The organism is Photorhabdus sp. HUG-39 (assembly GCF_963878365.1).
Lineage (GTDB): Bacteria > Pseudomonadota > Gammaproteobacteria > Enterobacterales > Enterobacteriaceae > Photorhabdus > Photorhabdus kayaii.
Window position 1 is genome coordinate 79,312 of record NZ_CAWNWY010000016.1, and the last position, 23,474, is coordinate 102,785.

The 23,474-nt window shown below is 41.6% G+C and carries 36 protein-coding genes, 1 tRNA gene and 1 pseudogene; 8 read left to right on the plus strand and 30 right to left on the minus strand.

Annotated features, from left to right (window positions below):
* Positions 1-28: 28 nt before the first annotated feature.
* Complete coding sequence (locus AAC155_RS12285; RefSeq protein WP_113042475.1) at positions 29-967, minus strand: CYTH domain-containing protein; 939 nt, start codon at positions 965-967, stop codon at positions 29-31.
* 261 nt (positions 968-1,228) lie between these two features.
* Between AAC155_RS12285 and AAC155_RS12290 the strand changes: the two genes are divergently transcribed.
* Positions 1,229-1,849, plus strand: a complete 621-nt coding sequence (locus AAC155_RS12290; protein ID WP_113042411.1) for a TIGR04211 family SH3 domain-containing protein — start codon at positions 1,229-1,231, stop codon at positions 1,847-1,849.
* Between the two features lie 15 nt (positions 1,850-1,864).
* Positions 1,865-3,115 (plus strand): multifunctional CCA addition/repair protein, encoded by a 1,251-nt coding sequence (locus AAC155_RS12295; RefSeq protein WP_113042412.1) that lies wholly within the window; start codon positions 1,865-1,867, stop codon positions 3,113-3,115.
* 65 nt (positions 3,116-3,180) lie between these two features.
* Here AAC155_RS12295 and bacA read toward each other — a convergent pair whose 3' ends face one another.
* Complete coding sequence (gene bacA, locus AAC155_RS12300) at positions 3,181-3,999, minus strand: undecaprenyl-diphosphate phosphatase (protein WP_113042477.1); 819 nt, start codon at positions 3,997-3,999, stop codon at positions 3,181-3,183.
* A gap of 176 nt (positions 4,000-4,175) precedes the next feature.
* Positions 4,176-4,526, minus strand: a complete 351-nt coding sequence (gene folB, locus AAC155_RS12305) for a bifunctional dihydroneopterin aldolase/7,8-dihydroneopterin epimerase (protein WP_113042414.1) — start codon at positions 4,524-4,526, stop codon at positions 4,176-4,178.
* Between the two features lie 106 nt (positions 4,527-4,632).
* Here folB and plsY point away from each other — a divergent pair, with 106 nt between their 5' ends.
* Positions 4,633-5,289: a glycerol-3-phosphate 1-O-acyltransferase PlsY gene (plsY, locus tag AAC155_RS12310; protein ID WP_113042415.1), complete on the plus strand. Its 657-nt coding sequence runs from the start codon at positions 4,633-4,635 to the stop codon at positions 5,287-5,289.
* A gap of 70 nt (positions 5,290-5,359) precedes the next feature.
* Here plsY and tsaD read toward each other — a convergent pair whose 3' ends face one another.
* Positions 5,360-6,373, minus strand: coding sequence for a tRNA (adenosine(37)-N6)-threonylcarbamoyltransferase complex transferase subunit TsaD (gene tsaD / locus AAC155_RS12315; protein ID WP_113042417.1), 1,014 nt, complete (start codon positions 6,371-6,373; stop codon positions 5,360-5,362).
* A 294-nt stretch (positions 6,374-6,667) separates the two neighbouring features.
* Between tsaD and rpsU the strand changes: the two genes are divergently transcribed.
* The 4 genes from rpsU (at position 6,668) to AAC155_RS12335 (ending at position 11,416) form a co-directional block, all read left to right on the plus strand.
* Positions 6,668-6,883, plus strand: a complete 216-nt coding sequence (gene rpsU / locus AAC155_RS12320) for a 30S ribosomal protein S21 (RefSeq protein WP_001144069.1) — start codon at positions 6,668-6,670, stop codon at positions 6,881-6,883.
* Positions 6,884-7,003: 120 nt separating this feature from the next.
* Complete coding sequence (dnaG, locus tag AAC155_RS12325; protein ID WP_112895530.1) at positions 7,004-8,749, plus strand: DNA primase; 1,746 nt, start codon at positions 7,004-7,006, stop codon at positions 8,747-8,749.
* A 170-nt stretch (positions 8,750-8,919) separates the two neighbouring features.
* Complete coding sequence (gene rpoD, locus AAC155_RS12330; RefSeq protein ID WP_113042419.1) at positions 8,920-10,764, plus strand: RNA polymerase sigma factor RpoD; 1,845 nt, start codon at positions 8,920-8,922, stop codon at positions 10,762-10,764.
* Between the two features lie 575 nt (positions 10,765-11,339).
* A tRNA-Ile gene (locus tag AAC155_RS12335) sits at positions 11,340-11,416 on the plus strand.
* A gap of 14 nt (positions 11,417-11,430) precedes the next feature.
* On the opposite strand, the gene AAC155_RS12340 is transcribed toward AAC155_RS12335, so the two are convergent.
* The 26 genes and pseudogenes from AAC155_RS12340 to AAC155_RS12465 all read right to left on the minus strand — a co-directional run.
* A complete protein-coding gene (locus AAC155_RS12340) occupies positions 11,431-12,588 on the minus strand; it encodes a site-specific integrase (protein WP_229015596.1) in 1,158 nt (385 codons plus the stop codon).
* Positions 12,471-12,818 carry a helix-turn-helix domain-containing protein gene (locus tag AAC155_RS12345; RefSeq protein ID WP_158536559.1) on the minus strand — a complete coding sequence of 116 codons (348 nt, stop codon included), beginning with the start codon at positions 12,816-12,818 and terminating at the stop codon, positions 12,471-12,473. Before AAC155_RS12345 ends, AAC155_RS12340 begins: the two co-directional genes overlap by 118 nt.
* A complete protein-coding gene (locus AAC155_RS12350; RefSeq protein ID WP_146748096.1) occupies positions 12,811-13,044 on the minus strand; it encodes a hypothetical protein in 234 nt (77 codons plus the stop codon). The genes AAC155_RS12345 and AAC155_RS12350 overlap by 8 nt, the downstream gene beginning before the upstream one ends.
* Positions 13,031-13,216, minus strand: a complete 186-nt coding sequence (locus AAC155_RS12355) for a hypothetical protein (protein ID WP_146748097.1) — start codon at positions 13,214-13,216, stop codon at positions 13,031-13,033. Before AAC155_RS12355 ends, AAC155_RS12350 begins: the two co-directional genes overlap by 14 nt.
* Position 13,217: 1 nt before the next feature.
* Entirely contained in the window at positions 13,218-13,472 is a 255-nt protein-coding gene (locus tag AAC155_RS12360) for a hypothetical protein (RefSeq protein ID WP_113042426.1), read from the minus strand.
* Entirely contained in the window at positions 13,459-14,088 is a 630-nt protein-coding gene (locus AAC155_RS12365; protein WP_191214852.1) for an MT-A70 family methyltransferase, read from the minus strand. The genes AAC155_RS12360 and AAC155_RS12365 overlap by 14 nt, the downstream gene beginning before the upstream one ends.
* A gap of 34 nt (positions 14,089-14,122) precedes the next feature.
* A complete protein-coding gene (locus AAC155_RS12370; RefSeq protein WP_040154023.1) occupies positions 14,123-14,377 on the minus strand; it encodes a DUF5405 family protein in 255 nt (84 codons plus the stop codon).
* A gap of 15 nt (positions 14,378-14,392) precedes the next feature.
* Positions 14,393-14,590 (minus strand): hypothetical protein, encoded by a 198-nt coding sequence (locus AAC155_RS12375; RefSeq protein WP_113042430.1) that lies wholly within the window; start codon positions 14,588-14,590, stop codon positions 14,393-14,395.
* 2 nt (positions 14,591-14,592) lie between these two features.
* A complete protein-coding gene (locus tag AAC155_RS12380) occupies positions 14,593-14,808 on the minus strand; it encodes a hypothetical protein (protein WP_113042432.1) in 216 nt (71 codons plus the stop codon).
* The gene (locus AAC155_RS12385) at positions 14,801-15,460 is read right to left on the minus strand and encodes a hypothetical protein (protein WP_113042436.1); all 660 of its coding nucleotides are present in this window, start codon (positions 15,458-15,460) and stop codon (positions 14,801-14,803) included. The genes AAC155_RS12380 and AAC155_RS12385 overlap by 8 nt, the downstream gene beginning before the upstream one ends.
* A gap of 5 nt (positions 15,461-15,465) precedes the next feature.
* Positions 15,466-15,903 carry a zinc-finger-containing protein gene (locus AAC155_RS12390; protein ID WP_113042439.1) on the minus strand — a complete coding sequence of 146 codons (438 nt, stop codon included), beginning with the start codon at positions 15,901-15,903 and terminating at the stop codon, positions 15,466-15,468.
* Between the two features lie 207 nt (positions 15,904-16,110).
* Positions 16,111-16,326 (minus strand): hypothetical protein, encoded by a 216-nt coding sequence (locus AAC155_RS12395; RefSeq protein ID WP_113042443.1) that lies wholly within the window; start codon positions 16,324-16,326, stop codon positions 16,111-16,113.
* A gap of 33 nt (positions 16,327-16,359) precedes the next feature.
* Positions 16,360-16,866 (minus strand): single-stranded DNA-binding protein, encoded by a 507-nt coding sequence (ssb, locus tag AAC155_RS12400; RefSeq protein WP_113042445.1) that lies wholly within the window; start codon positions 16,864-16,866, stop codon positions 16,360-16,362.
* Entirely contained in the window at positions 16,867-17,739 is an 873-nt protein-coding gene (locus AAC155_RS12405) for an ATP-binding protein (protein ID WP_113042447.1), read from the minus strand.
* A gap of 23 nt (positions 17,740-17,762) precedes the next feature.
* A complete protein-coding gene (locus AAC155_RS12410) occupies positions 17,763-18,455 on the minus strand; it encodes a hypothetical protein (protein WP_113042449.1) in 693 nt (230 codons plus the stop codon).
* Positions 18,456-18,469: 14 nt separating this feature from the next.
* On the minus strand, positions 18,470-18,643 hold the full coding sequence (locus tag AAC155_RS12415) for a hypothetical protein (RefSeq protein ID WP_158536560.1): 174 nt from the start codon (positions 18,641-18,643) through the stop codon (positions 18,470-18,472).
* Between the two features lie 390 nt (positions 18,644-19,033).
* Positions 19,034-19,936 carry a hypothetical protein gene (locus AAC155_RS12420; RefSeq protein WP_113042453.1) on the minus strand — a complete coding sequence of 301 codons (903 nt, stop codon included), beginning with the start codon at positions 19,934-19,936 and terminating at the stop codon, positions 19,034-19,036.
* A gap of 23 nt (positions 19,937-19,959) precedes the next feature.
* Positions 19,960-20,217 carry a hypothetical protein gene (locus AAC155_RS12425; RefSeq protein ID WP_113042455.1) on the minus strand — a complete coding sequence of 86 codons (258 nt, stop codon included), beginning with the start codon at positions 20,215-20,217 and terminating at the stop codon, positions 19,960-19,962.
* Positions 20,218-20,255: 38 nt separating this feature from the next.
* Positions 20,256-20,414 (minus strand): hypothetical protein, encoded by a 159-nt coding sequence (locus AAC155_RS12430; protein ID WP_158536561.1) that lies wholly within the window; start codon positions 20,412-20,414, stop codon positions 20,256-20,258.
* 2 nt (positions 20,415-20,416) lie between these two features.
* On the minus strand, positions 20,417-20,608 hold the full coding sequence (locus AAC155_RS12435) for a hypothetical protein (protein ID WP_113042457.1): 192 nt from the start codon (positions 20,606-20,608) through the stop codon (positions 20,417-20,419).
* Positions 20,609-20,623: 15 nt separating this feature from the next.
* Entirely contained in the window at positions 20,624-20,803 is a 180-nt protein-coding gene (locus AAC155_RS12440; protein WP_113042459.1) for a hypothetical protein, read from the minus strand.
* Between the two features lie 77 nt (positions 20,804-20,880).
* Positions 20,881-21,135 (minus strand): hypothetical protein, encoded by a 255-nt coding sequence (locus AAC155_RS12445; protein WP_113042461.1) that lies wholly within the window; start codon positions 21,133-21,135, stop codon positions 20,881-20,883.
* A 61-nt stretch (positions 21,136-21,196) separates the two neighbouring features.
* Positions 21,197-21,370 (minus strand): hypothetical protein, encoded by a 174-nt coding sequence (locus AAC155_RS12450; RefSeq protein ID WP_158536562.1) that lies wholly within the window; start codon positions 21,368-21,370, stop codon positions 21,197-21,199.
* Positions 21,371-21,385: 15 nt separating this feature from the next.
* Positions 21,386-21,709, minus strand: a complete 324-nt coding sequence (locus AAC155_RS12455) for a hypothetical protein (protein ID WP_113042463.1) — start codon at positions 21,707-21,709, stop codon at positions 21,386-21,388.
* A gap of 126 nt (positions 21,710-21,835) precedes the next feature.
* Positions 21,836-22,177 (minus strand): hypothetical protein, encoded by a 342-nt coding sequence (locus AAC155_RS12460; RefSeq protein ID WP_228900535.1) that lies wholly within the window; start codon positions 22,175-22,177, stop codon positions 21,836-21,838.
* Positions 22,178-22,773: 596 nt separating this feature from the next.
* Positions 22,774-23,031: pseudogene (locus AAC155_RS12465) on the minus strand (helix-turn-helix domain-containing protein); the annotation flags it as partial.
* Positions 23,032-23,136: 105 nt separating this feature from the next.
* Here AAC155_RS12465 and AAC155_RS12470 point away from each other — a divergent pair.
* The gene (locus AAC155_RS12470) at positions 23,137-23,328 is read left to right on the plus strand and encodes a Cro/CI family transcriptional regulator (protein ID WP_113042467.1); all 192 of its coding nucleotides are present in this window, start codon (positions 23,137-23,139) and stop codon (positions 23,326-23,328) included.
* The last annotated feature ends 146 nt before the right edge of the window (positions 23,329-23,474 follow it).

Below are 23,474 nucleotides of genomic sequence, written 5' to 3' on the forward strand. Positions count from 1 at the left end.
ATTCCTGTTATTTAAACGGAGAGATTTATTAACCACATAGATTTATTAACCACATAGTCAGTGCCAACTTACATTGCAAATAGAGCGAGCTATAACATAGCGTTTCAGCGTCTGTTTCCGTATCCAATAATTTCTGGTTGATAGCAACTAATTGGTTATCTAACTGTTCCGGCTCACTAGAATATTCGATCGTCTGCTGAATCAAAGTCAGTACTTGCTTTAAGCCATCTCGACCGTCTGATAAACCGGCCAGCCAACATTCCTCTTGCTCCTGCCAATGGGCTAATATTGACGTAAGTACCGAAGGCAATGACTGCTGCATATCAATTTCCACCTGAGTTGAAGGCCAAACTGCTTTTGGTTTTCCCTGAGCTAATTGATAACCACGGGCCGCTTTGCTTCTATTTCCTTGCCGCAAGCCATTTGATTTTGCCAACTCAACCGCCAATGCTAATACATCGGCTATGATTCCTTGCTTTAACTCCAGTTCAAATTCACAGATTGGCTCCTTGCGATTGGCTGCAATAATTTCTCCCTGATCAAGCACCACTTCAATCTCACTTTGTCCATAAGTCACCACCCACTTTTCACGCATAAAGTCAGTACTGAATAACGCATTCAAACGGGATTGCAATGCTTCCACATCACAGTTGTCAGGCCAGATGTGCGGTGGAAACAGAGTCAATGCCAGTTCCGGCTTTGCCAACGGCACATTATATTCCGGTCGCTGATGCAAACCGCCAACCACCTTACCCGCTGTTTTAACCGTCATCTCATATTGATCATCAAAACCACGTATCCGCAACCCCATATCAAGACCACGCAGTTGATTATCCGACGTTTCAAAATAGATATTGGTCAACTTTTTGGGAGAAAAATAGTAATGCGGAAATAACAATAATTGCTGGCGAATTGTAGGAATAACTTGTGGTTTGGCGATAAGTTTTAATTCAATTTCTACACTCATATCTACACCGTTGATGACAATCTTTGCTCTCATCTTACCTTGATTTCGCTTTTTGCTACGATGAGTAAGAAAAAAATTAAAATTTCCCTTTTCTGCAAGTTATGATAGTCATTAACAAGAAATGCTTCGTTCAACAGATAACAAGCCCCGTATTCAACCAATTAGAAGAATGTCATTTTGGTTTACTGATTGCTCTAGCAAACTTAACTCTTTACTATCAAATTTTAAACTCACCATAGATAAAAAACGGTTGAAATCACAATGCGAAAACTACATTTACTTCTCACGGCATTAATAAGCCTCAGCTTTTCGCTCACTACCCACGCGGAAGGAAAGCGCTATGTATCTGATGAGTTATCTACCTACACACACGCCGGGCCGGGTAACCAGTATCGTATTGCCGGTACACTGAATGCCGGTGATGAAGTCACATTGATAAGCATCAATCGGGATAGTAATTACGCTCAAGTTAAAGATGATAAAGGCCGCCTTGTCTGGCTACCTGTTAACCAACTCAGTAATAAACCAAGCTTACGCACCCGCCTCCCAGAATTGGAACAGGAAGTGAAAACATTGACGGAGAAGTTAGCCAATATAGACAATAGCTGGAATCAGCGCACTGCCGACATGCAACTAAAGGCGGCCAATAGTAGTAGCATTGTTGCAGAACTGAAAAAAGAGAATGAGAGGTTAAAAAACAAACTGACGGTAGCAGAAAAAAAGCTGGATGCTGCAAATCTACAGCTTGATGACAAACAACGTAATATCATTCTGCAATGGTTTATGTATGGCGGTGGTGTTGCAGGCGCTGGTTTAATCTTTGGGCTATTACTGCCACATATGATCCCTCGCCGTAAGCGTAATGACCGTTGGATGAGTTGATAAGGAACATGTTAGGTGAGAATCTATCTGGTTGGCGGCGCAGTACGTGACCGATTGCTAAATTTTCCTGTAAAAGAGCGGGATTGGGTCGTTGTGGGTGGAACATCAGAAACGCTGTTATCCCTAGGATATCAGCAAGTTGGCAAAGATTTTCCGGTGTTCCTGCATCCCCAAACCCATGAAGAGTATGCCTTAGCACGCACTGAGAGAAAATCCGGCCTGGGATATATGGGTTTTACTTGTTATGCAGCGCCGGATGTCACACTGGAAGACGATTTGCAGCGTCGTGATCTGACAGTTAATGCGATCGCTCAAACACCCGCTGGTGAACTGGTCGATCCTTATCATGGTGTTGATGATTTGAACAATCGTATTCTACGCCATGTTTCTGATGCTTTCTCTGAAGATCCATTAAGGGTATTACGAGTAGCTCGTTTTGCCGCTCGTTTCGCCCATTTAGGGTTTACCATCGCTCCCGAAACACAAGCATTAATGTCAAATATGGCAACCAACGGCGAGTTATCAGTACTCACACCAGAACGTGTCTGGAAAGAGACCGAGAAAGCCCTTGCTAGCCCTTCCCCTCAGGTCTTTTTTCAGGTTTTACGTGATTGTGGTGCATTGGAGGTGTTGTTTCCTGAAATTGATAATTTGTTTGGTGTTCCCGCACCAGAGAAGTGGCATCCTGAGATTGATACCGGTATTCATACGTTAATGGTGCTGAAAGTAGCGACTGAATTAACAAATGAAGTCGATAGTCGTTTTGCTTCTCTATGCCATGATCTTGGTAAAGGGCTGACACCACCAGAACAGTGGCCTCACCATTATGGACATGGGCCAGCAGGTGTTAAGTTAGTTGACCAATTATGCCAACGTCTGCGTGTTCCTAATTCTGTTCGTGATTTGGCAAAACTAGCTGCTCAGTATCATGATTTAGTGCATACCGTCGCTCAATTGCGGCCGAAAACATTACTTAAGTTGTTTGATGCTGTTGATGCATGGCGTAAACCTCAGCGAATAGAGCAATTAGTTATCATCAGTGAAGCCGATGCGCGGGGTCGTATCGGTTTTGAAGATACCCCCTATCCACAAGGTGATTATCTGCGACAGGCATTCAAAGTTGCCAGCCAAGTTCAGGTGAAAAATATTGTAGACAGTGGATTACGTGGCGCTGACATTGGTCATGAGTTACGACGTCAGCGTCAGCACGCATTGGCGGAATGGAAACAACAAGACGATACAGCTCAAGACAATACTGTTACCTGAAACATCCCCTGATATCAAACACTAGGCAATATTTGAGTTAAATTGATATCAGGGGGAACCATTCACTACATAAATACCCAGTACACAGCGGCTGCCACAATAAAGCGGTAGATAGCAAATGGGATAAAAGATATACGCTTAATCAATGCCAGAAAAGTTTTAATGGCGACTAACGCGACAACAAATGCAGTAACAAAACCAACAACAAACATTGGGATATCAGAAGCACTCAAAAAGTGCAGGCTCTTATATAAATCTAATCCACTTGCTCCCATCATCATCGGTACAGCCAAAATAAACGAGAATTCTGATGCAGTATAACGATTAACCCCCATCAGCATTCCACCAGAAATTGTCGCACCTGAACGGGAAAATCCCGGCCATAAAGCCAGACACTGAAAACAGCCAATCATAAAAGCCTGACGATAAGTAATATCATCCAGCCCTTCTGCTTTTGGTGTTTTAGGTTTCAAGATTTCTGCTGTAATTAGCAACCCACCACCAATAACCAAGGCGTACATCACGCTTTGTGGGTTAAACAGTGATTTGATGACATCGTGGAACACCAACCCAAGTGTCACCGCAGGTAGCATTGCCAAAATAATATGGCTCAGTTTCAGTTTGCCATTGGTTTTACCTTCATGAGGAACTTCACCAAAGTGGATGCCAATGAGTCCAAACAAGCGACGCCAAAACACGACTACCACAGCAAGGATAGATCCAAGTTGGATAATAACTTCAAATGTTTCAGCTTTATCGCCAGTAAATCCCAACAGATGGCCAACAATGATCATATGGCCGGTAGAGGAAACAGGAAGAAATTCAGTTAGCCCTTCAACAACACCAAGAACCGCTGCATGAAACAAGGTAGAAAGGTCAGTCATATAGAGAGGTCGCCCATTAATAAATACCCGAAACAAGTAGCATGGAATAACCCCAGCTACCATTATTCCCATTGTCATTAATCAATTAACATGATTATCAAGCCTGGCACTACTGCACGCCAGTCTATGTAAGAACAATGACAATAATATGGCAGCTGAATTCACTACTGATCAGATTATTTTTTTCTTTCAATAATAACACCCACTTGACAAGCCTGTGCGACAGCACCCGGTTTACTCACTTTTATCCGTACCCACGGCGAATTAAAGCGTTTTAACAGTAGATCCGCTACCTCTTCAGCCACTCTTTCAACCAGAGCAAAATTCTGATTTTCTACATGACTGATAATCGCTTCGCTAACTTTGGCATAATCCAGACAATATTCGACATTATCACTGGAAGATGCGCGTTTATTATCCCATCCCATTTCGATATCGAACACTAACTTCTGTTTAATGGTCTGTTCCCAGTCGTAAACACCAATTGTGGTAACAACGACTAACTCCTCAATAAACACGATATCCATCACGTCATTTTCCTGTTTTTCAACTTGTCGGATACCACTTCCGACTAAATATGCGTATTATCCATGACTAGTCTAAGAAAACGACCATTATTATTGGGGAGACATTATGAGTGCTATCGCGCTTGGCATGATCATCTTCGCGTATCTTTGCGGTTCAATTTCCAGCGCAATACTTATTTGTCGCCTGGCTGGGCTACCTGATCCTCGTCAACATGGCTCAGGCAACCCAGGCGCGACAAATGTATTGCGAATTGGTGGCCGCAGTACTGCGGCAATAGTACTAATTTGTGATGTTCTAAAAGGGATGATCCCCGTCTGGTTGGCTTATCAATTCTATGTTCCCCCTTTCTATTTAGGAATTACAGCAATCGCTGCTTGTCTCGGCCATATTTACCCGATCTTTTTCCAATTTAAAGGCGGTAAGGGTGTCGCAACTGCTTTTGGTGCTATTGCGGCAATTGGTTGGGATCTGACAGGTTTGATGATGGGTACTTGGCTACTGACCATATTATTGAGCGGCTATTCTTCTTTAGGGGCCATCGTCAGTGCCTTGATAGCACCATTCTATGTCTGGTGGTTTAAACCCGAATTTACTTTCCCCGTAGCCATGCTCTGCTGTCTGGTGTTACTACGTCACCATGATAATATCCAGCGTCTGTGGCGCGGCCAAGAAAATCGTCTCTGGAACAAGCTAAAAAAGAAAAAAGAGATGGCCGAAAAAGAAAAAAACCGAACAGAAAAAGAACAAAGAAAAGAAGATTAACAACAAGACTGGATAAAAACCAGCAACTCATTGAGTTACTGGTCTTTTATTTTCATTATATCAAGAAGATTTATAATGGAGGTAATTCCGACAATGGCCAGCGGGCTTTGACTGTCACGCCAAGTGAGTCATTCACCTCTCCTTTTAGGCGGACCATGCCGGCAAGCGCAATCATGGCGCCGTTATCTGTACAGAATTCAGGACGCGCATAAAATACTTCGCCACCCAATTTTGCCATGACTTCTTCCATTTTAATACGCAATGCTCTGTTGGCGCTGACACCACCAGCCATCACTAGTCGCTTGAACCCGGTCTGCTCAAGCGCTCTTTTACATTTAATCGCTAATGTATCAACTACCGCGTCTTCAAAAGCGCGGGCAATATCCGCTCTAGTTTGCTCATCATCGCTGTTGCTATGAATAGTATTAGACGCAAAAGTTTTTAATCCTGAAAAACTGAAATCCAACCCAGGACGATCTGTCATTGGGCGAGGAAATACAAAACGCCCAGCTTCTCCTTTCTGAGCCATTCTGGAGAGTATCGGCCCTCCTGGATAATCCAATCCCAGTAACTTAGCTGTTTTATCAAATGCTTCACCAGCGGCATCATCTATTGATTCACCAAGTAGCTCATATTTACCGATACCCGTCACACTAATAAGCTGTGTATGACCACCAGACACCAGCAAAGCCACAAACGGGAATTCAGGGCTGTTATCTTCCAGCATTGGAGCTAGTAAATGCCCTTCCATATGATGAACAGGAATCGCAGGAACATCCCAAGCAAACGCCAGAGAACGGCCAATCGTCGCACCCACCAATAACGCACCGACCAGACCAGGACCTGCTGTATAAGCCACCGCATCAATATCTTTACAAGTTAATCCTGCCTCTTTCAAAGCAGCTTGAATTAAGGGCACTGTTTTGCGGATATGGTCACGTGAAGCCAATTCAGGCACGACACCACCGTAATCGGCATGCAGTTTAATCTGACTGTATAATTGATTTGCCAATAAACCGGCTTTGTCGTCATAAATTGCGATTCCGGTTTCATCGCAGGACGTTTCTATACCTAAAACTCGCATTACACTACCTATATTCCACAGAAGAGAACCAGTTTATCATTAATAAGCTAATTTGCGCGGCTTACATGCTGACTATTTTTTCTGCTTAGTCTATAATCACTCCTCTACATAAAATCCCTGTGTGGTTATCATCAATATTACGGAACTGATTTGCAGATCACCGTCGTAGTGTTGTTGTTTCAATTTGCTGTGGCGCTTTACAAAGCCGTGTTCATTGAAGTAAAATTCCGCACCATTTTAAGATGGCTGGCATCCCACGCCAGCAAGACCGATTTCTATTGAGGTGAGAGGCACATGCCGGTAATTAAAGTACGTGAAAACGAGCCATTCGACGTAGCATTGCGTCGCTTTAAGCGTTCCTGCGAAAAAGCAGGTGTATTAGCAGAAGTTCGCCGTCGTGAATTCTATGAAAAACCAACGACTGAGCGTAAACGCGCTAAAGCTTCTGCTGTAAAACGTCACGCTAAAAAGCTGGCTCGTGAAAACGCACGCCGCACTCGTCTGTACTAATCCTTGCGGTTGATCCGCATAGTGATTGAATTTGCAGACAACAGTAGTTGCAGATAAAGGCCGTGCTTTCCGAAAGGGAGCGCGGCTTATTGTCGTTCATCAACAGGCGTAAAAGGGCTTATGGCTGGACGAATTCCGCGCGCATTTATCAATGATTTATTAGCTCGTACCGATATCATCGATCTGATCGATGTTCGTGTGCCACTTAAAAAACAGGGTAAAAATCACCACGCGTGCTGTCCATTTCATAACGAAAAGACACCCTCGTTTACTGTTAATGGCGATAAACAGTTTTATCATTGCTTTGGTTGCGGAGCTCACGGCAACGCCATCGATTTTCTGATGAATTACGATAGACTTGAGTTTGTCGAATCCATCGAAGAATTAGCTGCTATGCATGGTCTGGAAGTCCCTTATGAAGCAGGTTCCAGTAGCAGTCAGATAGAACGTCATCAAAGACAAAACCTTTATCAACTGATGGATAAGCTTAACAGCTTCTATCAAAATGTATTAAACACTCCTGCTGCACAACAAGCCCGGCAATATCTGGCTCAGCGTGGGCTTAGTGAAGAAATTATCCACCGCTTCTCAATTGGTTTCGCTCCCGCTGGTTGGGACAACACCTTGAAGCGGTTTGCTCATAACGCGGAAGATCGTCGACAGTTAAATGACGCTGGAATGCTGGTCGCAAATGATAATGGCCGTACCTATGATCGCTTCCGCGAACGAATAATGTTTCCAATCCGTGACCGTAGAGGGCGCGTAATTGCATTTGGTGGACGTGTTCTGGGAGATGCGCTCCCAAAATATCTCAACTCACCAGAGACTGAAATTTTCCATAAAGGCCGCCAGCTATATGGCCTCTATGAAGCACAACAAAATCACAGTGACCTTTCACGATTATTAGTAGTTGAAGGTTATATGGATGTGGTAGCACTGGCGCAGTTTGGTATCGATTATGCAGTTGCCTCACTAGGTACTTCGACTACATCGGAACATATTCAATTACTTTTCCGCGCTACTGATAACGTCATCTGTTGTTACGATGGTGACAGAGCCGGGCGTGATGCAGCATGGCGGGCATTGGAAACAGCGCTCCCTTATCTGAATGATGGTAGGCAGTTACGTTTTATGTTTTTGCCTGATGGTGAAGATCCTGATTCACTAATCCGTAAGGAAGGCCGGAAAGCATTTGAACAAAGAATGGAACAATCTCATACATTGTCTGAATTTCTGTTCGAATCATTACTGCCACAAGTTGATTTGAGTAATCCTGAAGGGAAAACAAAACTCAGTTCACTTTCCGTACCATTGATCAACCAGATTCCGGGGGAGGTTCTGCGTCTCTATATGAGACAAGAACTTGGCAATATGATGGGTATCCCTGATGCAGTGCAGTTGGAACGTTTATTGCCGCAGCACCTGGAAAGTGGGAATAATTATCAGATGCCGCAGCTAAAACCGACAACTATGCGTATACTTATAGGACTGTTGGTACAAAACCCACACTTAGCCGCTTTAGTTCCTCCCCTACAGGGAATTATGCAGGCCAAAATTGCAGGCTTACCATTATTCATGGAGCTTGTGGAGGTTTGTCTTACTCAGCCAGGGCTGACAACTGGACAACTGCTAGAGCAATATCGTGATAATAAATTTAGTAAACAACTTGAAAAATTAGCTACATGGAACGATATACAAGTAGAAGAAATAGCAGAAAATACATTTCGTGACGCGCTGGATCATCTTGTTGACTCAGCGTTAGAAGAACGTTTAGACATTCTTATCGCCAGAGCAAGAACTGAAGGCCTGACACCGGAAGAGCGCGAAGAAGTTCGCTTGATTAATGAATCCCGTGCCAGAAAGTAAACACTGAATTCACGGCTTAAATGCCGCATTAGGTAGGGAAATAACCCTACATTTTGCCGCTATAAGTGGGCAGCGGCAATATAACGAAAACGCCCTTAAAAGTTATTGTTGGCAGATTAGTTTCGCCGACCGACACCAACCCAAATACTCTGAAGTGTGGATACCGTCTTATGGAGCAAAACCCGCAGTCACAGCTAAAGCTACTTGTCACCCGTGGTAAGGAGCAAGGCTATCTGACCTATGCTGAGGTCAATGACCATCTGCCGGAAGATATCGTCGATTCCGATCAGATCGAAGATATCATCCAGATGATCAATGACATGGGCATTCAGGTAATGGAAGAAGCACCTGATGCCGATGATCTGATGCTAGCAGAAACCGCTAACGACACAGATGAAGACGCTGTGGAAGCTGCTGCGCAAGTACTGTCTAGTGTTGAATCTGAAATCGGTCGCACCACCGACCCGGTACGTATGTACATGCGTGAAATGGGTACCGTTGAGTTATTGACCCGGGAAGGTGAAATTGACATTGCTAAACGCATTGAAGATGGCATCAATCAGGTACAGTGTTCCGTTGCTGAATACCCTGAAGCAATCACCTACTTACTGGAGCAATATGACCGTGTGGAAGCAGGTGAGGCTCGCCTGTCAGATCTCATCACTGGTTTCGTTGACCCGAACGCAGAAGAAGAAGTTGCACCTACTGCCACCCACGTTGGTTCTGAACTTCCACAGGAAGAGCTCGATGATGATGAAGACGACGATAATGAAGACAGTGATGACGATGGTGATGATGACAACAGCATCGATCCAGAATTAGCGCGCCAGAAATTTCAAGAACTGCGACAACAGTATGACATCACCCGTCAGGAAATTAAGGAAAACGGCCGCAATCATCCAAATACTGCGGCCGAAATCTTAAAACTTTCAGAAGTTTTCAAACAGTTCCGTCTGGTGCCAAAGCAGTTTGACTATCTGGTCAACAACATGCGTTCTATGATGGATCGCGTTCGCCTTCAAGAACGCCAGATCATGAGAATGTGTGTTGAACAGTGCAAAATGCCGAAGAAGAACTTCATCACTTTGTTCTCCGGTAATGAAACCAGCAACATTTGGTTTACTGCTGCAAAAGCAATGAATAAACCGTGGTCTGAAAAACTCCTTGAGGTGGAAGAAGAAGTACAGCGTAGCTTGCAAAAACTTCGTCAAATTGAGGAAGAAACCGGTTTAACCATTGAACAGGTGAAAGACATCAACCGTCGTATGTCCATCGGTGAAGCAAAAGCCCGCCGAGCGAAAAAAGAGATGGTTGAAGCCAACTTACGTTTGGTTATTTCAATTGCCAAAAAATATACCAACCGTGGCCTGCAATTCTTGGATCTGATCCAAGAAGGCAACATTGGCTTGATGAAAGCGGTTGATAAATTTGAATATCGTCGTGGTTACAAGTTCTCAACTTACGCCACATGGTGGATCCGTCAGGCAATTACACGCTCAATTGCCGACCAAGCTCGTACCATTCGTATACCCGTTCATATGATTGAGACAATCAACAAACTCAATCGTATTTCCCGCCAAATGTTGCAGGAAATGGGGCGTGAACCAACGCCGGAAGAGCTGGCAGAACGTATGTTGATGCCGGAAGACAAGATCCGTAAGGTACTAAAAATTGCCAAAGAACCTATTTCAATGGAAACACCAATTGGTGATGATGAAGATTCACATTTAGGTGATTTCATTGAAGATACAACGCTGGAACTGCCGCTGGATTCTGCAACCTCAGAAAGCCTGCGCTCAGCAACCCACGATGTCTTGGCTGGTCTGACCGCTCGTGAAGCAAAAGTACTGCGTATGCGTTTCGGTATTGATATGAATACTGACCATACATTGGAAGAAGTCGGTAAACAGTTTGACGTTACCCGTGAACGTATTCGCCAGATCGAGGCGAAAGCACTACGTAAACTACGTCATCCAAGCCGTTCTGAGGTTCTACGTAGCTTCCTTGATGAATAATCAATTTTATTCATTCTGACTAAAAAGCGTCTGCTCCGGCAGACGCTTTTGTCTTTTATATCGGCAATACTCTATACCCGTCATCTTTCAAGTTGCCTCTTTGTTGGCTGCACTCACTCACCCCGGTCACATAGTTAGCTATGCTCCCGGGGATTCGCTCCCTTGCCGTCGCGATGTATCTTGAAATATATAGGGTATAAATCCTCTGACAGCAGAAATATCATCACAGGTTCCTCTGATATAACTCAATCAACATTCTTTCTAGCCGATAGATAAAAAAGTCGTTTTCCATCTGGTGATTAAGGAAGAATGAAAGGGATATGATTATCATTCAAATAATAACTTATAAAATATATTTTTATCGGAATAATATATGACCAGATGGTACAAAATCGCTTCTGAGAAATTAATCCAGTAACGGATAAAAACGTTAAATAGACCATAAAAACAACTAATATATATCACTCCCCGTTTTCACTACTTACTAAAAACGCAATTTTGCACATAAAATGATCATACGAATTTACAAAGCTAGACCGCGAGCAAAACTGTACGTATAATCCTTCCCATTCAACGGCCCCTTAGCTCAGTTGGTCAGAGCAGGCGACTCATAATCGCTTGGTCACTGGTTCAAGTCCAGTAGGGGCCACCAGATTTTTCAACAAGTTATATACTGTTTGCTTGACCTGATATAATCACCTGGGACGTAGATGGGACGTGGCTGTCAAAAATCACATCTATTTGCCTTGCGTGTTCGGTTAAATGATTAGGCGCTAAATGAGCATAGCGCCTTACCATTTCTATACTCTCCCATCCTCCCATTTCTTGCAGAATTGACAATGGAACTCCTGATTGCACAAGCCAGCTAGCCCACGTGTGTCGCAAGTCGTGGAATCTGAAATTCTCTATACCGGCTCGTTTCAGTGCTGAATTCCACGCCGTGTTATCATCAACCCGCATCTTTCTAACTGCTGGTGTCATCGTTCCATCATTTCTAATTGCAGATTTTTTGTGCACGAACACCCATTTGTGATGATTCCCTATCTGGTTACGCAGCACTTGGCACGCTGTATCATTTAAAGCCACTCCGATAGCCTTTCCTGATTTACTATCTTCAGGGTATATCCAAGCTACTTTTCGTTGCATATCGATTTGCTGCCATTCCAAGTTGATGATATTTGACCTTCTCAATCCCGTCGTTAATGCAAACTTAACGACGGATTTTAATGGCTCATGGCATTCTTCTATAAGTCTTTTGGCTTCGTGATGTTCGATCCATCGTATTCGTCCATTCTTCGGCTGACTGGTTTTGATTATTGGTGCTCTATCTATCCATTTCCACTCTCTCTCTGCTGCCCTGAGTAGCGATTTTATGAGCGCCAGGTGCAACCCTTTTGTGGCCTTTGCCGCTGGCTTTGGTGTGTAAGAGGGGATATCTTTACCCTTTCTTTTATTTGCTTCACACTTTGATTGCCAATTTTCCAGATGTTTTCGATTCTCCATTTTTGCTACTGCGGAATATATCTTTTCAGCTGTGATATTTTTTATGATCATCCCAGAGAAGTGGATTAACCAAAACTCTATCATGCTCTTATCTTTATCTATGGACTTCTTATCGGCTTTTTCCTCTATCCATCGGACACAAGCTTCTTCAAACGTGACATCAGGATAATCACCGAGTTTATCTACCCTCCATAAATCAGCTCTCAGTTTGTCATGCAATTCCTGCGCTTGCCGCTTGTCCTCTGTGCCAAGAGATTGCTTAATTCTCTTGCCGCCTGGGATCGTGATGTCGGCGTACCAGGTCTTGTTTCTGCGGAATATTGACATTTGTTACCTTCCTTAGCGTCAACCGCGCTCACTTTTATAGTGTTGATCGGATTGTTTAGTGCAGCAATACAATTTTGTCGAGTGATGAGATATGGTGATTGTGGTTTTGATGGGTCTTTTCTTGCTGCCACCAGCCTGCCGGTTCTAATCCAGTTTCTTAATGTCGGCGGTGATACACCAACAAAGTCGCACGCTTCGTTAAATGTCAGAGGGTATCTATCCATTCTTACATTCCTTTCCAATATCCCGAACATACTGAGAAAGCCAGTTTTTCGGACTGGCTTTTTTCTTCTGATGCTCAGACATAATTAATTTAAACTGCGGTGTATATTTATCGAGTATTGCTGTGACTGTTTTATCGTCGTATTTGTTAAGAGCAGTTAGCTCACGTAAGCATTCCCTTGCTATTTTGCGGCGTCCGTTCTCAAGGGCCCAGTTATCGTGGCTCATTTTGAGCTACTTTATTCCCATATTTTTCACTTGCTGCTTTCCATGCATTATATGCAAGATGAACTGAAAATATTGCATAACAATTACGTTCGTTTTGCCATATCAATTCTTCAGCACGCATCACATATTTATCTATCATCCATTGTTCAAACTCTGCACGTAATTTATCCATATCACACATTAACTAATGTATCTTTCCAGTCGATATCTTTTAAATCAACAATCGCGACTGGCATAGAAAAATAATCAAATGTCGCGCTAGAAGATTCAAGCCATAATCCATCGTTTGATCTCGGCTCTTTGAGATATGCATATATAATTCCGTCTTTGTCTGCGGCTAGATACTTTATAAATCTCAGAACTGTTAATTGAATGCCGAAATAATCGACGGTCTTTGTTTCTATCGGTAGTGATTTAATAAGTTTCATGTGATTTTATTTCCTGTATAAATTCAATGTTATTAATTGGGGACTCATTCCCCCATGTATGCCATCCCTGAATTTCTTCTCTTGCGAATAGTTCAATGCGTGTGACATTTCCATATAGTTGTTCAAGTCTGTTTCTGACCTCCCACGGCTTTTGTGAATGCTCTCCTGTGCAAGAGAAAACCACTTGCTTCACTGCCGCACTAATCCGTTCAAGTCCGTTTCCGCGAACCGCGAGCAATACATCCTCTGTATTTGCCCGCGTGTAGTTACCCATTCCGATCGCCGTTTCTTTGTTTAATATCTCCATGAAATCAAAGAAATCTTGAACTCCGTTTTTATCTATCCGATCGCCAGCTAATTTATTTAATTTCACCCATGTGAAGAGCTTCATTGTTTTAACTTTGAATCCCCAAGCTTCGGCTAATTTAATTGCCTCCACTACAAAATTACCCGTATACCACATTGCTAGAACTGAGTTGTCGGCCGCTATAGAATGAATGGGGAGTTTAGTTAAATCGAAGAAAGATGTTGTCTTATAGTGATTGTCCGCCGCACCGTTTGAAGCTTTATTATTGTACTGCCACGGTGGGTCGGCATAAATAAGTTCATATTTCATCAAACTAAATCTCACATAGTAATTTAAGATTGAGTCACTTTATTTTCAATGAAATTTCTGTTGCAACTTGATTTATTTTATCACTCATATCTTGCAGTGATTTAATGTCGCTACGACGAATTTCTAATAAAATTAATTTCTTAATTAATTGCTCTAGACGGGGATAATAGCCGATTGTTTGCAATCTCTCTTGACCGATGTTTTTACCTTCTTTGTTTATTTTAATCTCATTAAGAATGAACTGATACTCATCTGATGTGATGACATATTTATCTAATCTTATTTCCATGCTCACTCCAATTATTCATAATTTTCTGCCGCAATCTGGACAATAACGAAAATAATACACAATTCCGGGATGAGGAACTTCTTTGCGCTTAGTGTCAATATTGAATTTATCAATTATTTTATCGAACTTGCTTGTTTCTTCTTCCCATTCAGCTGTTGATATTTTCCGAGTGCCGATCATGCCGGCAATGCAATTACATTCGTCATCGTTCATATCTAATCGCTCCAACAAGATAAAGCCTCTTTCGCTGCATCGTGCGGATGAATATATTTCCAGTCTCCATCTTTTCTAGAATATGATTCGATTTCGCACTCAGCCGCTTCTTTTGCTTCTGATAAACTAGCTCCGCGATACACGAGAGTATTTATCATGTATCGCTTGAACATTCGTTTCCATATGAAATAGAAATAGTGACAGAGATAATCATTCATTATTTATCTCCGGCGCGTCAGGCTTAATAAATTCAGCCCAAGCCAATATTTTTTCATTTTCTTCCAATAAATCAATCCAATCTGAATAATCAGGATGTGAATATTCTCTTGCCCAACCGACTATATTTATCCAATCGTAGTGATCGTCTGATATTGCCCAGTCAGGTAAATCGTCGTGCCATTCATATTCATGTTTTCCTGTTGGAGTTGGTTTATTAACATAAATTAACGTTGAAACATAAAAATGATGTTTAACAGGGTCACAAACAAGTTCGTATTTATTTGTTTCTTCGTTGTAAAGATAATAATCTTTTTTCACAGTTCGTTTAACATAAGCCCAATATTTTTTCTCTTCACCAATATTAATTTTAGGATGTCCTGTAAAATTCCAGTCAATATTAAGCATTGATTCAATTTTTTCTATTACTTGTCCGAGCGAACCTGAATCATTTTCTGCTTTAATACCGGCCGCATTAGCTATAGCAGCAAGACCCTTGCAAGAGTCATAAAACATTTCTTTATAGCTATCGCGTTCTTTACGAAGAAACTTCAATTTATCAGCAATCTCATTCAAAATTAAATAATCGTCACAACTTGCTACTCTTGCTAATTCGTGACATGCGGATATTAAAGATTCTGTATTTTTAGTCATGATAATTACCTCTTTTTAACAATCATATTTTCACAAATTTCTTTAGCTCGATGACAAGTGTCAATATCGAACCATCCAAAGTGGCATTCACATTTATTAATTCCCAATTTTCTTGCTAGCCATTTATACGCATCCGTACGCGTTAATTTCCCCGACTGCCAGATTTCTTCAAAATAACGCTTGCTACTTAGTCGAGCGTTCCGAGTTGCTTTATCTGCCAATGTGCCGAGCGGAATATCTGTAAACGGGTGCATGCCCACATACGCGCTACACGATGTGCAGATATATAGCCACGGCCATTTACTGTGGATTTTGCCAAATATCTTTTCATGATGAGCTATTGTTACATGTCCATTACAGTAGTGACATGCTGTGGGAATTGGTAATGGGTCTTTAACCCGCTGAATAGCTCTTGTGTCAGGGTTCCAGGGTGTTCTTTTCATATAAAACCCCTCTGTTTAATTAATATAATTTCCTACATATTGATTATCCATCTCAGACAATAATTTAGTTCTCAACTCCGTAAGAATCTGTCGCTCTTCATGCGTACTACATGAAGTAAATGCAGTGGAATATTCAACATGATGCTTATTTAAGTCTTCATTAAACGAGATAAAAATTTCTAACTTCACAGCCATAAATCACCTCACTTAAATTGATTGATTTTTACATCTTTCAGGATTTCCGAGAATAAATACACTATGAGTAAAATCGTCTAACTTTTCTTTTTTCTCGACTTCTCTTTTTTCCTTTTTTCTCTTTTTATCTTTATGTCTTTGGCATTCAGTACAGCTACCATTTGAAACGTATCTTAGCGTGTGCCCTCGCGGGCACGGATCGCCTTTAAATTTTTCACCATATATCATAACTATCCTTACATTTATTGTCTTAGATGAACTCTAAAACGGAATGTCGTCATCAAAATCTATTGGTGGCTCATTGCTTTGTGGAGCGGAGGATTGAGCTGGACGCGAAGGAGCGCCACCACCGCTGAACTGCTGAGATTGTTGCTGTGGTTGTGGCTGCTGTGGTGCTCCCCAAAATTGAGATTGTTGTTGCCCTGAATATTGCTGTTGTGGCTGCTGCTGCCCCTGCACATTGCCGCCAAAATCCAATTTTTCGACAATAATTACCGCCGCTGATCGCTTGGTTCCGTCCTGCGCCGTCCATTCTTCCATGAGAAATTCACCCGTCACTACGACCTTGATCCCTTTAGTTAAGTACTGGGGCAGCTTTTCAGCCTTAGCCCCAAACATCTTGCAGACTACCCATGATGTCTTTTCGTGCTCCCCATAGCCTTGTTTAACTGGTAGAGAAAAAGAGGCGATCGGCTTCCCTGCCGGAGTCCATCTTTGCTCACAGTCCCTACCCAAATTTCCACTAACTGTGATTATATTGATTGCCATTTATGCCGCCTCATTTTGCTCAAGTTCTGATTTTTTCAGCTCATAGGCTTCTTGAGCTTTTATTTGCTCCGGTGTATCCCTGAGTGACTTATAAGCTTCGGCGAATGCGGCCTTGAGCTCCTTCATATTTTCCGCTTTACTTGCAAAATCAGTGAAGTGAGCCAGGTCTATCTCAGCTTTACTTCTTCCATCATTTAGCCAATCCATTAACCGCTTACCCGTATTTTCATCAATAACAGTGAAATCGGCATTACTGAATAGCCCGGTTCTGTCCTTGCTTGCTGTTGCTGTATGAGTCCCATGATTCAAATCTAGAACTGTAGTGAATTCATATTCAACCCCGTCGCGCTGCTCTGATTTCATACCCAGCTTATCAACCCGTTTTTTCCCATTGCCATTATCAACCTGGGCTGTTTCTGTTTTACTGCGCATTGTTGCGATAATATTCATATCTGAACGAAGAATAGAGTCGAGAAATTTATTGTGGCGCGGGGTGATGTCGCTCCATGCTGACCAAGTGTTTCCGCGATATTTGGCTTTCGCAAGACTATCCAGCATTTCAAGACAGCCTCCAGTGCCACTCCATTCATGTGTAATACTGTCGATTATCAGATTATTGTAGCCGGCATCCTGTGCAGCGCCGATTGCTTCAATAAATCGCTCCGGGGTAAATGGCGGACTTAATTCCAGAACATCAAAGTTGAATCGATCAGAGTACAGCGATGCACTTCCTTTCTCAGTATCAATAACAGCTGTTGTGCCGCCAAGTCCTTTTGCGATTGTTAATGCTCCGTATGTTTTACCCGAACCGCTCGGCCCCGTTAAGGCCAGCCGCAGTTTGGCCTGTTTTCTCATTGCTTTTGCAAATTTCATTATTATCTCCGATAAAAAACCGCCTAACTGACGGTCTGAAATGTCATTCTCTTGTGAATAGTCCTGACTCGCTCAACATCACCTTCGCAATATTTAGCGACTGTTGAGATTTTCCCGTCCCGGACAAAATCCCATACTTTACTACCGTCAATATCCTCGCCCGTTTCAGAGCCTTTCTGCGGCAAGCTAAGAACATGGCATAACTTATCAAGCGACACTCTGTCGCCGTGCCCGGCCCAAGCTGTCATTGTATCGAACACTTGTTTATCCCAAGGTCTCGCTCCGAATGGGATAAATCTTGGAGGGCTAATGCCGAGTACAACAGCGCGTTGAAACATAAATCTCAAATCAAAGCCAGCTATATTGTGACCAATGAAGACCGGGGGTATCCCGCGCGACGGGTCGTAATTGCTTTCGAGATAATGAAATAAGTCAGTAATAATTGCAGATTCTGAATTTTCCCAGTTCTCATCAAAAAACGTCACAACAGGCTCATTGTTAATTGCTACACTGACACAGCAAATTTGACCGAACCCGCCGTCGAAGCTAGTTTTTCGCCAGTCCTCTTCCGCAACTCTTTCTCTGTTCTCAGCAAGCCATTCGTCAATACTTTCTTGTTTTTTAAAGTTACCCGGTGCTTTCACATTATCGAGAAAAGATTTTTTAACTGATTCGCTCTGAGATGGGATTGTTTCAATATCAATATAAATATTCATTTTGTTTCCTGTAATTAAGTAAAGTCGCCGTTAAGTTCAATAAAGCTAATCGGCATATTCATATCCAATCCTTGGATAGAGCGCTTATATTCAATCTCCATGTGCTCGATAATTTCTTTATCTGAATAGCCGATTTTTTTATAGAATTCCGTTTCTTTGCTTTTTTCCTGATGTTGATGAGAGTTCATTTTACAAAGCCTCGATTTTGTAACCCTTATTTTTGAAATACTCTTTTACTTCGTTGAAACAAAGATTAGTTGAATTAAGTACTTCCTCGGAATTTCCACGTATAACAACATTTCCGGTTATTTCGATTTCATTTACTTTGCTAGTGTGATTGACTTTAAATGAGTCACAGTTGACTATAAGCATAATTACCTCAAAAAAATTAGAATTAATGTCGAGAAGAGAATTAAACAAGCGGGAAATAACATAGCAAAGAGCCATTCTTTAATCATACGCATAACTTAATCTTAAGCAATACATAGACATAAGCCATATTAGCGGGCTGTTTGTGTTTATTGCCATATTAGCTCCTGATTGAGCCACATCAAAAATATGTTTGTTTATTTTCATAATTAATAGATTATTTTTAAGTGAGTCATATTTCCAGAAGCGATAACTTTGATGCAATTCTTCGCGTACTTTTCTGGAATTCCGTATTTTATTAACCCTTGCAGAGATTCATTGTTAATACGTTTACGATGTTCAATGTCAGCCATACGACGAATTTCTTCATCTTTCTGACGCTGAATTTCAGCAAGACGGGACCGTTCAGCGGCTTCTGCTTTGCGCCGCTCAGCATCAATTGCAGCTTGTTTTTCACGCTCAGCACGCTCTAGGGCTTCAAATTTTTCACGTTCTGCACGCTCCGCTGCCGCCTTGGCTTCAGCTTCTCGTCGTGCTGCGGCTTCGATTTCTGCCAACGCTTTACGCTCAGCATCGATACGAGCCTGCTCTGCTGCCTGCTGCTTAATTTCTTCCTCGCGAGCAATACGAAGACGTTCATGTTCGGCTTTCTTTTCTGCCAAATCTCTATCGAATTTTTCATTCATTAACAGAGCGATTTCATGATCGACTTCAACTTGTTTTGCAAGTTCCGCAGCTGCTATTCGAGCATCTTCTTCGCGCTTAATACGCTCTTGTTCTGCTTCCCAGTCAGTCAAAGGCTTACGAACTTCATCACGTAGCTCATTGCATGCATCAACAAAGCGCTTAATTTCTTGCTCTGCTGGTCTTACAGCTTCTTTGAGTCGCTTAAGATACTCGCGACCCGGTTTTTCTATTGCTGTTTTGCTACGTGAAACCTGTGCAGCTAATGACGCGATTCTGTCACGACCTTTTTTTGTTGTTAAATCTGGAACTTCATTTACTGATTCTCGAATTTTATTTAAAAATCCGTCAAGCCCGTTTGAGATATACAGAGCCGGGGCCTGTTCTGGTTTTATATCGATAACAATCAATTCATTTTTATCTGACATTGTTTAGTCCTCATTAAGTGTTATTACCCCGACATTCCTTCAACTTTTGCCGGAAAAGTCAAATAATAGTTAAATTCAGCCCCGACTTCTTCAATGCAAACCGGGTAGTCAAGATTAGTTTTATGTTGAAGTTCATTTATCTCTTTAGTCTTTGTTAAATCATAAACAGATAAGTCATTATCTCCAATTGTATAAAATCCAAGTCTTTCCGACGGACATTCATCTAAAACTTTTTGCAATTTATTAAGCCATATTTTTTCTTCACTGTTTAATTTACTCATTAATTTCTCCGTTAATAATTAGCATCCCTGCCAGTTAATTAAAAGTTAATCCATTGCCGCGCGTTATTTCTATTTCTCCACGCGAGAGAAACATACATTTTGCGCATTTCAGAACCGCGACGATAGATTTTAGCTTCTGATAAATAGCGAGCTTGTTCAGCTTTACACTCAGTTGAAAATTTCATTTTTGATTTCATTTTTAATCCTCTAATTCGTCTGGATAGCTCATCCAACAGTCGAGTCTAATAAATCTATTATCAGATTCGATAACAACATTTTCGGGTTCAACTGTTAGCCATCCGCCGTTAAACTCATCTGGAATTTCTAGTTCACGGCTCTCCCAATCTTCGAAGTGTTCTTTTAGCAGTTCAATTAGTTCTGCTATTGTCATGATAGTGCACTCATATTATTGACGTTCGCTTTCAATCCAAAATTCAACCCATTGCTTAGCGCTATCTATTCCCCAAAGATTGGCGGCAGCGTTTTTATTTGCATGTTCGGCAGTAGATTCAGATTCTGAAAAAGAGATATATAAGCCATTATCAGTGAATATATCTTGAACTTCTTGTGATGTGATTGTGTTCATTGTTTAATCCTATAGTTAATTGATAGTTGGCTTCCCTGCCTATATATCCATATTTTCCCAAGCGTGGCGAAATGAATTCACGCAATCAGTCCTGAAATTATTTTTTCAGACATTTGTTTTGCTTCATTTAATTTATTCAATCTCTCAGTTAGCTCTATTTTTTTACTATTTAGAGCATCAATGAGAAATTCTTTGTCAGCTGGAGCGTTAACACATAAATTACCCAGTACAGATATACACAATTCATTCGCTTTGTAAGGAATCACCTGCTCTATACGTTTGATATCATTCCTTGTATCACGTATTTCGCTTAATAACTTTTCAAGTTCCACTTTTATTCTCCTATGATTAACTCACCACAGCCCACTCAATCTATAAATGAGCTGGAATTAGTTAATTGAAATAAACTTCAATTCGGCATATCTGGCACACTGTTAATTCATTTTCAATAACGCATTTCTCTGCTTCTTCCATTGTGTTGAAAGAATGAGCGAATTTGATATCCTCAGTTTGTTCGCCTTCGTACTCTACATATTTCCCAGCGACAACATAAAATGATTTTTTCATAATTAATGCCTCATATTATCTAACTGAATAAAGCCAAGCATCTTGCAAACAGCGACTACCCGTAATTTCCGGCTTATCATTACTCTTTAAAGCAATAATCAGATTTGCAATGACATCAGTTTCATCGACTGGCTTAATAATTGAATCGATAATTTCATCAACTGAACGACTTCTGGGTTTTGCTTCATACTCAGCGCGTTTTTTATCCCAAAAAGCCATTTGTTTTGCCAGGCGACGAGACTTTGCATTGTCTTTTTTGGGCTTAACAGTGACAGTTGGTTTAATTTCGCTGTCTGCCAGACTCTTAAGAGTGAGAACAGGACGGTTTGAAGTAGCCATATTTTTTTGCCTCCTCAGTAAGTTTTAGTTGTGGACTTCCACACCAAAACCTACTCGTGGGGTTGCTCTAACACTTATTCAGAGCGATTAATCGTCATATTGTTAAAGAGCGGAACTTCCTTTTAGTTAGTTCTTGAATCCCATCATGCGAAGCCAGCTATTTAGTTCTTTGCGGCTTTTGAAAACTGTAGTGCATAATTTGCCGCCATCTTCACATGACCAGTCGTGATACACCTGTACGTTTGGTGCATACTGTGTAACTCTTCCGCTGTTGCGGTTTTGTACGAGATATTGCTTACCCGTGAATTTATCTACGTACATTGTTGCGTTGTCGTAGTATGTGTTGTTGTAGTATGCTTTGTTGTTGTATGTGTAGCTGTAGTATGCGCCGTTGTGGTATACGCCGTTGTTGTATGCGTTGTTGTGGTATACGCCGTTGTTGTATGCGTTGTTGTGGTATGCGTTCATCGTGACTATCCTCTATTGTTCGTTGCGTCTGTGTCTTAGCACTTGCGAATCATCTACCTTTTCATACGCCGGTAGCGGCTACTTCGTGGGCTTTCCTTGCCTGTTCGCTGTGCTTTGATGCGATTAATAATACTGGCGGTATTAATTAAATGCAATACCGCCAGTATTAAAATTTTCAATAAATTAATATCACTTTGATTTTAAAATGAATTTATTTTGAAAATTTTTCTAGATGGGAGGGAATTAGGCTAGTTTGGTGAGAAGAGGGTACAAAAAAGCCCTCCAAGGAAGGCTAACAGAAGTCTGCGAGATGCTGTGTATATCAAAAATATGACAAACGTAACAATTTCGCATGTTACTATTTGCAATTGAAATTTATATCATTAACCTGCTTTACTGCCCCTCTTCGCAAGCATCTCTTCAAAAATTTTATCAAAATGTGCTTTCCTGGCTTTCATCTCGCGCAAAAACCGCTCAGCCTCTTCATCGGGCAGACTGTCATAGACATCAAGCAGCTCTTTTTGTTTAGGAGTTAAGTATCTCGCTGTTTTTGCTGGCTCCTTTATTTCATTGTTATCAACAACATGTGTTGATAATTCACTGATTTCAGCAGCTAAGGACGGGCTGAAATCACAAACAGAGACATTCAATATTTTTGCAAAAGTTGATGCAACTCTTGCATTAAGAGCATTTCTGCCATTTAAATAGTGACCGACAGCGCCTTGTGATATGTCCATAGCATCAGCAATAGTCTGCTGACTAAGATTTAAAGATTTTTTCTTAGATTCGAAAATTGATTTTAGTCTCATGCAGTCATCTAGCTGCTCTTGAGTTAACGATTTTTTCTTATTCATTCACTAATTTTAATACCGTGGCTATTAAATTGAAAATACCGCGGGTATTGCATTTGTATAATACCGCTAGTATTATTCATCTGTGGGTTACAAGGAGAAATAAAAGTGAGAACAATCCCATTATCAGAATATGTGCTTGAAAAAGGGCAAGCAAAGGCAGCGGACGAGATCGGTTGTCACCAAACAGCCGTAAGCAAAGCACTGCGTACAGGCAGGAGTATTTACGTTATTCAGCTCCCGGACGGCAGAGTAAAAGCCGAAGAAATTAAGCCGTTTCCAAACCAGGTAAGTAAATAAATGACCGCGCGAGCCGGTATAGCTCGCATGCTCTTTAACAATCCGCGTCCTACGCTGCAAAGTGTAGATTCCCTGTTTAAGCAATAGGGATTCCCTGCCAGACGGGGAGCGTAACCCAACAATTGGGTTATTAACTTTTTAATTAA